Origin of the sequence: Listeria welshimeri serovar 6b str. SLCC5334 (assembly GCF_000060285.1) — a bacterium.
GTDB classification, from domain to species: Bacteria; Bacillota; Bacilli; order Lactobacillales; family Listeriaceae; genus Listeria; species Listeria welshimeri.
This window is the reverse complement of sequence record NC_008555.1, coordinates 302766-316181: the sequence shown is the minus strand read 5'-3', so window position 1 is coordinate 316181 and position 13416 is coordinate 302766. Positions and strand designations below refer to the sequence as shown.

14 protein-coding genes and 1 riboswitch are annotated in these 13416 nt (G+C 36.2%); all 14 genes read right to left on the bottom strand.

What is annotated here, in order from left to right:
- Positions 1–2 precede the first annotated feature (2 nt).
- Complete coding sequence (locus LWE_RS01525) at positions 3–1058, bottom strand: DNA cytosine methyltransferase (protein ID WP_011701147.1); 1056 nt, start codon at positions 1056–1058, stop codon at positions 3–5.
- Positions 1059–1150: 92 nt separating this feature from the next.
- The gene (locus LWE_RS01520) at positions 1151–1357 is read right to left on the bottom strand and encodes a helix-turn-helix domain-containing protein (RefSeq protein ID WP_011701146.1); all 207 of its coding nucleotides are present in this window, start codon (positions 1355–1357) and stop codon (positions 1151–1153) included.
- A gap of 168 nt (positions 1358–1525) precedes the next feature.
- Positions 1526–2152: a thiamine phosphate synthase gene (gene thiE / locus LWE_RS01515; RefSeq protein ID WP_011701145.1), complete on the bottom strand. Its 627-nt coding sequence runs from the start codon at positions 2150–2152 to the stop codon at positions 1526–1528.
- A complete protein-coding gene (gene thiD, locus LWE_RS01510; RefSeq protein WP_011701144.1) occupies positions 2149–2952 on the bottom strand; it encodes a bifunctional hydroxymethylpyrimidine kinase/phosphomethylpyrimidine kinase in 804 nt (267 codons plus the stop codon). Before thiD ends, thiE begins: the two co-directional genes overlap by 4 nt.
- On the bottom strand, positions 2949–3758 hold the full coding sequence (thiM, locus tag LWE_RS01505) for a hydroxyethylthiazole kinase (protein ID WP_011701143.1): 810 nt from the start codon (positions 3756–3758) through the stop codon (positions 2949–2951). Before thiM ends, thiD begins: the two co-directional genes overlap by 4 nt.
- On the bottom strand, positions 3751–4425 hold the full coding sequence (gene tenA, locus LWE_RS01500) for a thiaminase II (RefSeq protein ID WP_011701142.1): 675 nt from the start codon (positions 4423–4425) through the stop codon (positions 3751–3753). The genes thiM and tenA overlap by 8 nt, the downstream gene beginning before the upstream one ends.
- An 87-nt stretch (positions 4426–4512) precedes the next feature.
- A riboswitch (TPP riboswitch) is annotated at positions 4513–4618 on the bottom strand.
- Positions 4619–4648: 30 nt separating this feature from the next.
- Positions 4649–5434, bottom strand: coding sequence for a ChbG/HpnK family deacetylase (locus LWE_RS01495; protein ID WP_011701141.1), 786 nt, complete (start codon positions 5432–5434; stop codon positions 4649–4651).
- A complete protein-coding gene (locus tag LWE_RS01490) occupies positions 5422–6510 on the bottom strand; it encodes a threonine aldolase family protein (RefSeq protein WP_011701140.1) in 1089 nt (362 codons plus the stop codon). Before LWE_RS01490 ends, LWE_RS01495 begins: the two co-directional genes overlap by 13 nt.
- Before the next feature lie 46 nt (positions 6511–6556).
- Positions 6557–7489, bottom strand: coding sequence for a 5'-nucleotidase (locus LWE_RS01485; RefSeq protein ID WP_011701139.1), 933 nt, complete (start codon positions 7487–7489; stop codon positions 6557–6559).
- Between the two features lies 1 nt (position 7490).
- Complete coding sequence (locus LWE_RS01480; RefSeq protein WP_011701138.1) at positions 7491–10142, bottom strand: AAA domain-containing protein; 2652 nt, start codon at positions 10140–10142, stop codon at positions 7491–7493.
- A gap of 209 nt (positions 10143–10351) precedes the next feature.
- Positions 10352–10630, bottom strand: a complete 279-nt coding sequence (locus LWE_RS01475) for a hypothetical protein (RefSeq protein WP_077904734.1) — start codon at positions 10628–10630, stop codon at positions 10352–10354.
- A gap of 31 nt (positions 10631–10661) precedes the next feature.
- Positions 10662–11432 (bottom strand): DeoR/GlpR family DNA-binding transcription regulator, encoded by a 771-nt coding sequence (locus LWE_RS01470; protein WP_197535074.1) that lies wholly within the window; start codon positions 11430–11432, stop codon positions 10662–10664.
- A 106-nt stretch (positions 11433–11538) separates the two neighbouring features.
- On the bottom strand, positions 11539–12000 hold the full coding sequence (locus tag LWE_RS01465; RefSeq protein ID WP_011701135.1) for a PTS sugar transporter subunit IIA: 462 nt from the start codon (positions 11998–12000) through the stop codon (positions 11539–11541).
- A 16-nt stretch (positions 12001–12016) separates the two neighbouring features.
- On the bottom strand, positions 12017–13390 hold the full coding sequence (locus tag LWE_RS01460) for a PTS transporter subunit EIIC (RefSeq protein WP_011701134.1): 1374 nt from the start codon (positions 13388–13390) through the stop codon (positions 12017–12019).
- Between the last annotated feature and the right edge of the window lie 26 nt (positions 13391–13416).

Sequence of the window (13416 nt, the reverse complement as noted above, 5' to 3'; positions counted from 1 at the left end):
CCTTATGATAATAATTTATTATTTTCTAGATGTGTTTTTATACTTTCCCCGATAACCTCTCCCAATTTAACAGGTACAGCATTTCCTATTTGAACAGCTAGTTTAACAAAAGATGCTTGCTCAATTTTTTCTACAAACTGATAATCTTTAGGAAAAGTTTGTAGAATCGCTCCTTCTCTCAAACTCAAAGCCCTATCTTGTTCAGGATGTCCAAATCTACCATTCCCATATCCCACAAATTGAGTAGTAATAGTTGACGATGGCTTGTCCCATTCCAATCGACCGTATACTGATTTATAACTTTCACCACTTTTTCGTTTATAACAGTTAGGCAAAAGCTCTTCATCCCAATCTTTCCAAGTTCCTCCCGGAAAAGAACTCTTAATTCTTTTTATATTCAAGTCAGATAATTTTCTTGCCCTATGAAGAAAATCCTCATTATCTGTTTCACCTGCCTTAATTGGCTTCAATCTTGAAATTGCTTCCCTCACCGTTGGATAATTATCTTTCGTTCTTGTTGGCTCTAATAAACTAATCTCACCTATTTTAGATGCTAACAATAAAAGTCTTTTTCTTTTTTGAGGAACACCATATTCTGGAGCATAAACGATTTTCCAATCAACAAAATAATTATTACTTTTTAATAAAGTAATAAATTTTTCAAAAACCGGGTCATTTCTAAGTTGTGGAACATTTTCCATTGATACGATTTCCGGCTGTACTAATTCAACTTGTTTTCCAAAATAATCTAATAAATCCATTTTTTGTTTTCTTGTTTCACTTTCTTTATACCTATGACTATATGCAGAAAACGGTTGGCACGGAGCACATCCCATTAAAAGTCTTATATCCGTATTTTCAGGATATAATGCTGATATTTCATTATCGGAGATATCTTTTATATCTTTATGAATAAATCTTGCCTTATTATTATACTCATATGAATACTGACATTCTTTAGCAATATCATAACCCGCAATAACATTGATCCCCGTTTTCTGAACTCCACAAGTTAGGCCACCTACACCACAAAACAGATCAACCGCATTGACTATCATTGAAGCCCCTCCTATCTTTCTATTTTTAAATAATACTTTTAAAACAAAGAAAACTGTAGAAAATTATCCATCTCATATTCACTCTTCTCGTCTTAGTTTTTGTTCTTCTTCCTATCAAGTAAATAATCAACACTAACATCAAAATAATCAGCAATCTTAATCAAGGCGGTTGCAGTCCATTCTATTTTCCCTGTTTCATATTGAGAATACGTATTTTGAGACACATTTAATAATTTAGCCATTTGTTGTTGTGTGATGTCATTATCTTCTCTAATTGAACGAATATTTCTATATTTCATCTTTATCACCTATATTAATTATAAATATCTTTATTGCAGATAACCTTTTTCATCTGTAATAAAGATATTTTAATGAAATAACAAGTGGAAAACAATTTAATTTTCAGAAGAAAGTTAATAATTAACATTTGTTGAGAATTCATCTATAGTTTTTGTCTTTTAAAATTCTCATATTAGATTAGCGATAACCAACTGATAATCATCCGCCCGAGTAATCGCTGAGATAACTGATACGCCGTCAGCACCTGCCGCAAGTACTTCCGCTATATTTGCTTCATTAATCCCGCCAATACCAACGATTGGGAGCTTAATCCCTGCACGACGAATCTCTTTTAAAATCTCTGTACCGCTTTCTGGCTCCGCATCTGCTTTGGAAATCGTTGGAAAAATTGGTCCTACACCAATATAATCCACCGCACCAAGTCGTTCTGCCTCCTCCGCTTCACTAACTGAATGAACGGAAAGCCCAATTTTCATTTTTCCGGCGCAACTCGTGATAACTTGGTGGATTTCCTCGTCGTTTTGGCCGACATGGATGCCGTCCGCGCCGATTTCGAGGGCTAGGACGACATCATCGTTAATAATGAATGGCACTTGATATTTTGCGCATAATTTTTGGCATTCTAACGCCATTTCTTTTCTTTCGGAGGCAGTTTGGAGTGAGCCTGCTCCTTTTTCACGGTATTGGAAGCAAGTGATTCCGCCTTTCAGTGCTTCTTCTAACACACTTGGCAACGTTCCGCGCACAATGTCTTGCGTTCCAGCGATAAAATATACAGCTAATTCTTCTTTCACTTACCTTCCTCCATTCTATAAGCAAAATGGTTGGTTGGACCATGACCGTGACCAATTCCAAGCGGATATTTAATTGCACTCGTGATAAACTCTTTCGCAACTATCACGCTATTTAAAAGGGAATTCCCTTTCGCAAGCTCAGCCGCAATACATGCCGAAAAAGTACAACCAGTTCCGTGCGTATGTAGCGTATCAAAACGCTCACTTGTAAGCCATTTCGTCGTTTTGCCATCATAGTAAAAATCAGCCGCCTCACTCATTTCGCTATGTCCTCCTTTAATAACTACCGCTTTTATTCCCAAATCACAAATTTTCTTAGCAGCCTGTTCAATTTCCGCCTTGGTTGTGATTTTTTCTCCAAGAATTTCTTCGGCTTCTGGAATATTTGGCGTAATAATCGTACCAAGCGGCAAAAGCTCCTCTTTCAAAACTCGTATAGCCTCGTTTTCAAGCAAAGCTGTGCCGCCCTTCGCAATCATCACCGGATCAATAACCAAATTGGGAAAATCGTACAAACGTATATTCCGCGCCACTTCCCGAATAATTTCTGCATCTGCCAGCATACCAGTTTTCACAGCACTCACTTGGAAATCCTCAGCAATCGCGGTGCACTGTTTGCAAATGATATCTATTGGGATTTTATGCACTGCTTTTACACCTAATGTATTTTGTGCTGTAATTGCGGTGATAACAGACATTCCAAAGGTTCTGCGCTCTTGAAATGTCTTAATATCTGCTTGGATTCCCGCGCCGCCACCTGAATCTGAACCAGCTATCGTTAACACTTGTTTGAAAATCATTTGTGTTCACCACTTTCTAGGATTTTGGCTTTAGCACGCGTTTTTTCGACCGACCAACTAGCCAGCGCATCCAAAAATAATGGTCGAAAAGAGCCTGGGAGTTTTCTTTCTAACTCCATTTCCGCATATTCAGAAGCCACTGCATAACTCACGCACGCTTCAACACTAGCACGAAAAACATCATCCTGAACTGCGATAAAACTACCACAAACCGCACTTAGCAAACAACCAGAACCAGTAATTCTTGGCAGAAGCGCGCTACCATTCGCCACTTTTGCAAAGCGAGTTCCGTCTGAAATCACATCCACTTCACCACTAATAATCACAACCGTGTTCCATTCCTTTGCTACTTTTTCAGCGATAGCGAGCACATCCGCCGAACCTACACCCGCATCCACGCCTTTCGCTTCCCATGCTTCTCCAGCAATCGCCGCAAGCTCTCCTGCATTTCCGCGAATCGCCGCAAACTGAATTTCTGCCAACAATTCCTGCACCACTTTACGTCGATATGAAGTTGCGCCAACACCGACCGGGTCTAGAACAACCTGCGTCTCCGCAAAATTTGCCGCACGTCCAGCAATTTTCATCGCTTCCACCAACTCGCCGTCCAGCATACCAATATTAATCACGAGCACATCCGCCATTTTCGCCAGTTCGTCCATTTCTTGTTTCGCAGAGGCCATAATTGGTGATGCTCCAATCGCCAGCAATCCGTTTGCCGAGTCATTTGCAACCACGATGTTTGTAATATTATGTACCAACGGCCCTCTTTCTTGCACCTTTTCCAACGTCATAAAATCAAACATAATTCACACTCCCACGCCAATTTTGTTTTTTATAAGCCATATCAAAAAACGCCCATTCCATTTCCACACTGATGTGAAAAGCCTGCTTCATGAGAGCAAGTTCCCGCGCATCCGCCATACTCGCCGCCTGTTCCACCAATCGCTTCTGCTTCAACACCACTTGTTGATAATTTTCATCCACATAACTATCCAGTAACTCTTGATAAAATGGCTCCGAACTCCGCGCCGTTTCGTACATTTTCCCCATATCCGCATAAAGCGCATAACACGGCAAAAGCGCCGCAATTGTCACCCCAAAACTACCAAAATCCGCCATCCGGTAAAGATGAGAAGTATAATGATAAGCAGTTGGCGCTGGTTTTCGCTCGGAAAAATCACGCTCCGTTAGCCCAACCCGTGGATAAAACTGTTCGCGCATCAACAATTCCGACTGCCGAAGCCTCTCCCGCACTTGCCTCATCTCAGCAGCAAGTTCCTCCGTCCCCGCTTGCACTACACTTTTCTCAATCACCTTCTCAAAATGCGATAAATAATAATCATCTTGAAGCAAATAATAATAAAACGCCTCCTTCTCAAGCGTCCCATCCGCCAAACTCTGAACAAATGGATGACACAACGTTTCTTGCCATAAATCTCCTACTTCTTCTTGAAAACCATGTACAAACACTCAAACTCCTCCTTTTTAAACAATAAAAAAAGCGCCCACTGTCTCTTAGCATAAGCAAAGAAACAGCAGCCGCGATAAATTTTCCGGTTACTTTCACATTCACTTCCCTACGCTTGCACTAACAAACAGGTTCAAAGGGTCAGAAAGCATTACCTTCCTATCTCAGCCAGAATCGGCCCCCCCAGTTTTTCTTATTAAGTTGTGTTTATCATAGCATAGAGATTTAATGTTGTAAATCATCAAATGAAATGAGCTCAAACTCATTTTCGCTAAGCCAATCCCGCACCCGCACGTCACAAATCGTCGCAAGTTCCCGGCACCGCATCAACGTGTAAGAAGAATTATCCAGCACAAATTGATCCAAAAAACCGACATCAAAATGCATCTCTGCAATTTCGTCTGGCGCTAATTTTAGCAAGCCAAAATCATCATTAAGGAAGTTCTCAACCGAAACGCCGCCGCTTGTGTAGGGAAGTGCGCCCGACTCCAGCAGTTTAGTGATTGGTAAATAACCTTCCTGATCTGGCCATTTTTTATCACCGCTGTATTTTAAAGTCGTGTGAATCCCAAACTCGCGCGCGATATCAAAGAAAACTTGGTCAACCGTTTCATCACCGATTGAGTGGCAGTCGATGTGTTTTGGGTAGTGATCAGTTAGCTCTTTGAACCGTTCCATTTGAGCAATCGTTTCCGTACGCACATCTTCGTATTGAAATTTGATTTCTGGGTTGGCGCGATAATATTTGGAACGATGGAATTCCCCATTTTCGTCGACGAGTGACGGGATTTCCGCCGGATCCGCGCACGGTTTTCCAAGTAAGAAGTTTGTGTGCTGACCGATGAATAAGTCAGGGTGCTCTTTTGCGAGAGCGATTGCGTGTTCGGCAGTTTCCAGGTTCGGCATGAGTAAGGTGGATGTGGTAATGCCGGTTTTGTAGCTTTCGATGATGCCGTGGTTGATGGCTTTGGATAGACCGAAATCGTCTGCGTCGATGATTAGTTTTGGCATGGGGAGCCTACCTCTAATTGTTTAAACACAACATCCAAAACCTCCACAGGTATCTCCGCATACGCATCCCCAATCGAAACCTCAAACGCACAAACATCCGCCGATTTCTCTTGCAAATAACCCGAAATCCCCACACCAGTTTCATCCTGAATCTTCGTCAAAATCGTCCCAACCTCATCAGCCGACTTCTCAAAGTAAACATGAAACATATTAGAAACCGGTACTTCCGGCACAGTCTTCACGCCCGAACACGAATTAAATCGCTCAGCCAATCCTTTTGCCGCCTCAAAATACTCCGCCATCTTCCCAATCCGTTTTTCAAAATAATAATCCGCGGACAAAATATACGGGTACAGGCTAATCAAATCACCACCATATCGACGTTTCCAGATTTTTGCCTCTTGCACAAAATCATCAGACCCAGCCAAAATCGCCCCAGCAATCCCGCCAATTCCTTTATAAAACGACACATATACACTATCAAATAAAGCGCAAATTTCTTCCGCAGACTTCTGATAAAAAGGTGTAATTTCCCATAACCTCGCTCCGTCCAGATGCAATGAAATACCCTGTTCATGACAATACTCCGAAATCTCCTCAAGCTCTTCAAAAGAAGGAAGTTGCCCACCAATTTCTCGTTGCGGCAGTTCAATAAGCACACTAGCAACTGGCTCGCGAAGATCTTTAATATCATCAATCGTCACAAGTCGATTCGCCGTTCCAAGTAATATTGGCGTGATTTGCTGCAATTCTTTTAGCCCGTCTTGCTCATGAATCTCCAAATGCGAAAGTGGATGATATGCCACGAGTTGATTCTCTTTCCGGTCAGCCCAAATTCTTAACGCGATTTGTTGAGCCATAGTCCCACTCGGAAAAAATACCGCAGATTGTTTACCAAGAATTTTCGCGATTTTCGTTTCAAAATCTTCAATAATTGGGCCGCTTCCGTATATATCGCTTTCTAGGTTATTATCTATATTTTGAAGCGCTTCTGTAAGAACACCAATATTCCGCGTACCGTTTCCGCCTAGTTTATAAGGTGTTTTTTGGTAGCTGGTTTTTAGCGTGTTTGTCATTTAGATTCACTCCTTTTACGATCAAATTTTTTGTGTTATCTAACCCCTATACCTCATCCTTTTTCTGATTCGTAACACCATACGGAATATGTGCAGATGGAAATGATTCTCCTACTGATTCAATATGACATTCTTGGTCATCAAAGAAGATATGCGGTTTAAATACATCAAGAACAGTTCTCTTATCAATCCCACCTAAAAAGAAAGCTTCATCTACTCTCAAATCCCATCTTCGTAAAGATTTAATTGCACGTTCATGTGCAGGTGCATTTCTCGCAGTACAAATTGCTATTCTTATGATGGGATTATAGGATGAATCTTCGTCCGCCTTCTTTAGTTCTTTCTTTTGAATTTCAGCAAGCTGATTGAAAAATTCAAACAAAGGACCTTCTCCCATTTTATCATCTGCATGTTCTTTTTCATATTCTTGATACCTCTCCAATCCACCATTATTCTGATATACAGATTCAGATTCATCGTCTGCAATAACACCATCAAAGTCAAATGCTATTCTTAACTCTTCGTCCCCGTCATCCTCATATTTCTTATTAGCAACATATCCAGCTGGACATTTATAACTTATCGCTTCCTTTACATCATCAATATTACCAGACAAAAAAAGAGAAGCATTTAAAGGATCTATGTATTTAAATGGATTTTCGCCTGCCGTAAAAATTGCTCTAGAAATATCTAACCCATATGTAGCTATAGAATTAAATACCCTTAAACCTGTATCTGGATCATTTCTAGATAATAATATCACTTCAATTAAATGATCGTCCGCTGTATTTAAACTTAATAACCTCTTTATAAGCGAAAAAGCTACCCCTTTTTCAAGCGGAGTTTTTTCATTCTCTCTTTGGTACATTCTGTAAGCACTCTCATGTTGTTCTCTAAAGACTTTGTCAGAATCTGTTAAGTCAAACAATGCACTTGATGCTACTGCAATTACTAGTTTATCTTTTAAATTAAATGCCATTTTATTTCTCTCCTTCTGCATTTTGTATAAGAGTACTTTTTAAAAGCGCGCGAATTTTATCTTCTTCTCCACTACCATTTGTTGATAATGCCTCAAACTTAATTCCCAAAGTATTGATAATATCTTTTTTACAACTATCTTTTAACTTCTGACGATCATACTTATGAAATTTATGCCCATCTACCTCGATTGCAGCAATCGGCTCTTTGTCCATTTTGTTAAAAAAGATAAAATCTAAACTAGCTCCATTTGTAACATACTTTTTTTGCTCATCGCTTAAAATCGATAAATCTTTTGCTAGTAAACGAATTTCGTATTCTGGTTGATAAGATAAATGCTTGAATTCTGGCTCTTTTAGAATTTCATCAATCAACAGTCTTGTTAAGTTTTCAGAATTATACTTAGAATGTTTTTTCTTTATTTTTGATAATTTCTTTTCTAGTTCTGCTGAAAATTCTTGTTGTAATAAATCAAAAATTGAACGTACTTTGCTCTGATAAACTATACTATGTTCTCCATAATATTTTATATATCGGATTAAAGCTGCAATATCTTTATCGTTGTTCATAAATACTTCCTCAGAGGTATTTAAAACCAATATTTTTTTTGCTCGAGAAACTGCCACATTTAATAAACAAGAACTATCCACAAAGCCAAGTCGGTTTACTCCTTTTTGATCTAGTACTGTCGAAAAAATAATAGCATCACATTCTCGCCCTTGGAATTTATGCACTGTATCAACAATCGCTTGTTCATACTTAGCTTGCACCTGTTCTTCTGCTATGTCCACTTGCCTACGATAAGGAGAAACAAATCCAAGTGACTCAATCCCCATTATTTCTGGAACTTTTTCCGTAAATTCTTTGCTTAGAAAAGTGTCTATTTCCCTCTGGTTAAAGATTTTAGCATCTTGGTCAAATTTCATATGGTTACCTTCACTAGTTTTTATTCTCACGAGAGGGTTTTTGATACCTTTATTTTCAGTCATAATAACTAACTCGTCATTATAGTATTGCTTATTGCAAAAATTTATAATCATCGGATGGCATCTGTAATGTTCTCTTAGCATAGTACTAGGCAGTTTTTCTCCATATACTTCTATTAAAGACGTTAACAAATTGTTTTCGAAGTAATCATATTCAGCTGGGATTGTTGAAAGCTCATTTATTTTTTTCTTGTCAATTTGTATTGACGGTAATTGTTTATCATCCCCAACAATAATAATATTTTTTGCTTTAGCTAGCGAGAAAATGCCTGGTACTAAACTTGCCATAGATGATTCATCCACAACAACATAATCAAAAGTTTGCTCATTAGAGATACACTCCATAATTGAATCACATGTACTCAATATTACCGGAAAACTTGCACTGAACTTTTCAAATTCATTTTTATGACTGTCTGTAGAAAACTCTCTTTCATTCTTAGCTTGATATCGAATACATAAATTATGTTTAAAAATCTGTTTTGAGCATAGTTCAATCTCTTTTATTGTGCTTTCATACTGGTTTTTTGCTAAAAAAGATTCACTTCTATTTATTTCATTTTTTATAGCCTCAATTTTATCACTATAATATTCTTCTCTATTCTTATTTATAACTTCCATCCTACCTAATGCTGATTTAACTCCATTCATATGATAAATTCCATATTTAAAAAAGTACTTAAATCTATAAAAAAGATGTGGTATTTCAGGATTATACGTCATCAAATCAATAATGAATTTTTGCTTTTTTACAAGATTAAAATCTATTGATGACATTTTTTTGATTTTTACTTTAGAATTATCAACTAACGAAAACTCGTTTTGATAATCTTTAAAATATTTTTGCTCTAACTCCCATTCTCTTAGCTTATGTTTGAGAGTAGCTATTTTATTTTTTTCTTTTAATAACTCAACTATCTTTTTTTGTTTTTGAACTAAATCTTGTTCTAATTTTAATAATTGCTCTTCTTGTATAAACCAACTTTTTATTTCTTTAGGTATCTCACTAATTTTCAGATAAAAATTCTTCCTATTATTCGAATTACCTAATTGTGCAGCAATAAATTTAAAACCTTCTTTTTCTAATTTTTCATAAACATTAGTAGTAGCTTTGTTATTTGGGGACACTACAGCAATATTTTTTTGATTTTTAACTGCATTTGCAATAATATTTAAGATTGTTTGTGTTTTTCCAGTTCCCGGCGGCCCTTGAATAACACTTATTTGATAAGAAAAAGAGTTCTTAACCGCCTGCATTTGACTATAATTCAATCCAAAAGGAAAAATTAATTGTTTTACTTCTTCTCGTTGTTCATTTGTTTTATTTAAATAAGAGTATAGCGCACTGCCTTTATTCATACCTTCTAATTTTTCCATTTGTTGTTTATAGAAATAAGATTTCTTACCTTTGTTTTGGCCCAAATCACTCTCTAAATCTTTATGTTTGGCAATATTTGTAAAATAGTCCATCGTTTTTCTAATCTCGCTTGTTAATTCCACCTTGCTTTTAATTAAAATATCCTCTTTATTATAAAGATACTCTGTCTTAGAACCTTTATATAATACATAATATCGCTCTCCTGTATTGAAAACTTTTTCAATATTATTTTTTAATTCATCTTTTATATACACCATTTTATTATATATATATATTTCTTTTTTATTCATTAATTAAAGACCTAGTGAACAATGCCCTAGACCTTGCACCCCCGTTTTGTGAATTATTTTAAATTTTCAGTATTATTTATATAAAAAAACTTGTTTTCTGTATAACTTTCTTTACTATTTATCATTTATAAAACAGTTTCATTCAATCTTCAATAATAATTTATTAACCAAAATATGAACTTTTTTCACAAAAATATTTAAATATAATTTTAAATATCCATAATAGACTCCATCGCTTGCGTCCTCTCTCCAAAATATTCATCTCGCCAATTAATCCGTACCTTCTTATCAGTCGAAATCTGAATACTTCTCGCCAAATGTGAAAGAGTTTTTACTTCAACTGCCTCCCCATAAAAATCCAATAATACTGGCACTTGATCACCAAAATCATCTTTATCCACCAAAATCGCAACCCCGCCAGCTTCATCTTGGTATACTCGTACATCTAAACTAGATATTATTTCCCATCCGTGTACTGTTTTTTTCATCATTTCGTTTCTCCTCCCATAATCAACTAACTCAATCCGGTACAATCAAACTCGTCAACCCAGCAATGTCCACGTCGTACTTATCCGTAATTAATGTGACTTGATTTAGTTCAAAGGCTTTAACTGCGGAAGACTTGTGGATTTTTGAGCTGTCGCATAGTAAGAATGCTTTTTGTGAGGCTTGTAAGATTTCTTTTTTCTTGTTGGCTTCTACTAAGTTTGGTGTGCTTACACCTCTTGCCAAATCAATTCCATTTGCACCTAAAAAGGCTTTTTCGAAATTGAAAAGTTTAATGTTGCTGTCTGTTAAAGGACCATTAATAGATGAGATAAAAGGACTGTACCTTCCACCTAAAATAGTTATTTCTGCCTTAATTTCTGTGGAAATGTTAAATATACTTGTATTCGTTGTGAAAATACTAATTTTTTTATTTAAAATTTTATTTAATAAAGCTGTACAAGTAGAACCAGAATCCAAATAAATAACGTCGCCTTCATTGATTTCTTTAGCAGCTAAACTGGCAATAATCTCTTTTTCTTCTGTTTGAAGGACACTTTTAGTTGAAATTGGCAATTCGCTAGTACTAGAGGAAATTTTAACGGCTCCTCCTGTAAGCATATTCACTTTTCCAAGCCTTTCCAGTTCTTTTAAATCTCTTCTTAATGTTGATATAGATGTATTTGGAATGATTTTTTGAAGATCTTCAATTTTTATAACCTCTTCTGACCCTAAAAATTCCATGATTTTTTCTTGTCTTTTATACGGAATCATAAATACCTCCAAATAATTTAACTCATTCATAAATGTCATCCTATTTTAAATTCATTTACATTTTATCATTTATTTTCAAACTTAGTCAAACTAGCAAAAAAATACTCCTAGAATTTCTAAGAGTATTTTTTATTAATTATTTAATTGTACCTATTTCTTGATTTACTTTCATAAGGCCTTCTGTAATCGCTAATGGTTTTTCTTTTAAATTTGTGAAAATAACAATAACATCCGTATCTTTTCCATTTGATTCTAAAAAAGGAAAATCAACTTCTACAATTTCTGTTTCTTTGGTGACTTTTGTTCCTTCTTTTACTTTTAGATTAAAGCCCTTCCCATCCAATTCCACTGTATCAATCCCAATATGGATTAAAACCTCTAAATTACTCGCTGTTTTAATAGAAATAGCATGTTTTGTAGGGAAAATGGAAGTAATGGTTCCTTCAACTGGAGCAAAAATACTACTTTCATTTGGCTCTAATACAAAACCATCACCTAAAGCTTTAGTTGAAAAAAGTTCATCATGTACTTTATCAATAGATTTTATTAATCCATTTCCGGGAGAATAAATAATTGTCTTTTTCTTAAAAAAATTCAAGTTAATTCCTTCTTTCCTACGCTAATCTCTCATCCCTACTAGTAAAGGAATATGCTAATATCGCTGAAACCATCATCGAAATGAGTAACCCAATAATTGCTTGAATGAAATTGTTTGGATTATCACCAACAAATGCTGGTAATGTTATCACACTACCGAATACAAATGAATTGGCTACAACCTGCATTAAGCCAAGGTAAGCACCACCAGCTGCTCCGCCGATTATTTGAGCTAAAAATAGCTTTTTATTTTTCACTAATAGCCCAAATAAAGTTGCCTCAATAATTGCAGAGAGAGCTATTGTGATGAAGCCTGTCATTGCAAAACTACGTAATTGTGAGTTTTTTGCTTTTAAATAAACACCAATTGTTGTTCCCATAACAGCAAAGTTACAAGCAAAAGTAAACGGTACTATGTAATCAAATCCATGCATTGAAATATTATTAATCATGATTGGATTTACTGCCCAGTGAATGCCTAGGCTAACAAGTACACTCCATCCGCCACCAACAATTATTCCTGTTAAAATACCACTTCTTTCAATTAACCAGTTAACTCCATTTGCTACTAATTCTCCACTATACACACCAAGTGGTCCAATAATGATTACGGTTAATGGAACCATAATTGCCAACGAAACAAGTGGGATAATTACTAATTTAAGATTTTCCGGGACCTTTTTATCAAGGAATTTGTATAGATAAGAAAACGCCCAAATAGATAAGATGATTGGAACTACTGTCGAATTATAGTTCATTAAAACAACTGGCATACCGAAAAATTCCGTCGTCGCACCATTGCCTGCGTTACCAATTAATGCAATGAAATCCGGATGAATTAAGGCTGCTCCAATTAGAGCTGAAATGTATGGACTTGCTCCAAAGCGTCTTGCTGATGTAAAAGCTAGTAACACTGGTAAGAAATAAAACACGCTCATAGATGTGACAAAGAGAATAGAATATGTTCCACTATCTTCACTAATCCAACCTAACTGCACACATAAAATTAATAAGCCGCGTAATATACCAGATCCAGCAAGTGCTGGTAGTAAGGGTGCAAAGATTGCAGAAACAGAAGAGAAAATTTTACTAATGATACTTTCTGAAGAATCTGTGTTTTTTTCTTCAAAATTAGAGTTGCTAGTCCCTTTTACTAAATTCTCAAATTCATCATAAAGCTTTGGTACTTCTGTGCCAATAAGCAGTTGATATTGACCTGCTTTATTCACTACATTAATAACACCATTAATGCCTTTAACTGCCTCATCATCAGCTTTTGATGTATCTTTTAAAGTAAGTCTTAATCTTGTAGCACAATGCGTCATATTAGCCACGTTTTCCGCTCCGCCAATATGTTCGAGAATTTCTTTTGCCATTAATTTATAGTCCATTCTGTACACATCCTTTTTTAAAAGTA

What these genes read in the sequence shown, in the direction of transcription:
- thiD (WP_011701144.1), bottom strand. Translation starts at nt 2,952, where the DNA reads ATGATTTTCAAACAAGTGTTAACGATAGCTGGTTCAGATTCAGGTGGC.
- LWE_RS01460 (WP_011701134.1), bottom strand. Translation starts at nt 13,390, where the DNA reads ATGGACTATAAATTAATGGCAAAAGAAATTCTCGAACATATTGGCGGA.
- thiM (WP_011701143.1), bottom strand. Translation starts at nt 3,758, where the DNA reads ATGTTTGATTTTATGACGTTGGAAAAGGTGCAAGAAAGAGGGCCGTTG.
- LWE_RS01475 (WP_077904734.1), bottom strand. Translation starts at nt 10,630, where the DNA reads ATGAAAAAAACAGTACACGGATGGGAAATAATATCTAGTTTAGATGTA.
- LWE_RS01480 (WP_011701138.1), bottom strand. Translation starts at nt 10,142, where the DNA reads ATGAATAAAAAAGAAATATATATATATAATAAAATGGTGTATATAAAA.
- LWE_RS01525 (WP_011701147.1), bottom strand. Translation starts at nt 1,058, where the DNA reads ATGATAGTCAATGCGGTTGATCTGTTTTGTGGTGTAGGTGGCCTAACT.
- LWE_RS01520 (WP_011701146.1), bottom strand. Translation starts at nt 1,357, where the DNA reads ATGAAATATAGAAATATTCGTTCAATTAGAGAAGATAATGACATCACA.
- LWE_RS01470 (WP_197535074.1), bottom strand. Translation starts at nt 11,432, where the DNA reads ATGAATGAGTTAAATTATTTGGAGGTATTTATGATTCCGTATAAAAGA.
- LWE_RS01485 (WP_011701139.1), bottom strand. Translation starts at nt 7,489, where the DNA reads ATGGCATTTAATTTAAAAGATAAACTAGTAATTGCAGTAGCATCAAGT.
- LWE_RS01495 (WP_011701141.1), bottom strand. Translation starts at nt 5,434, where the DNA reads ATGCCAAAACTAATCATCGACGCAGACGATTTCGGTCTATCCAAAGCC.
- LWE_RS01490 (WP_011701140.1), bottom strand. Translation starts at nt 6,510, where the DNA reads ATGACAAACACGCTAAAAACCAGCTACCAAAAAACACCTTATAAACTA.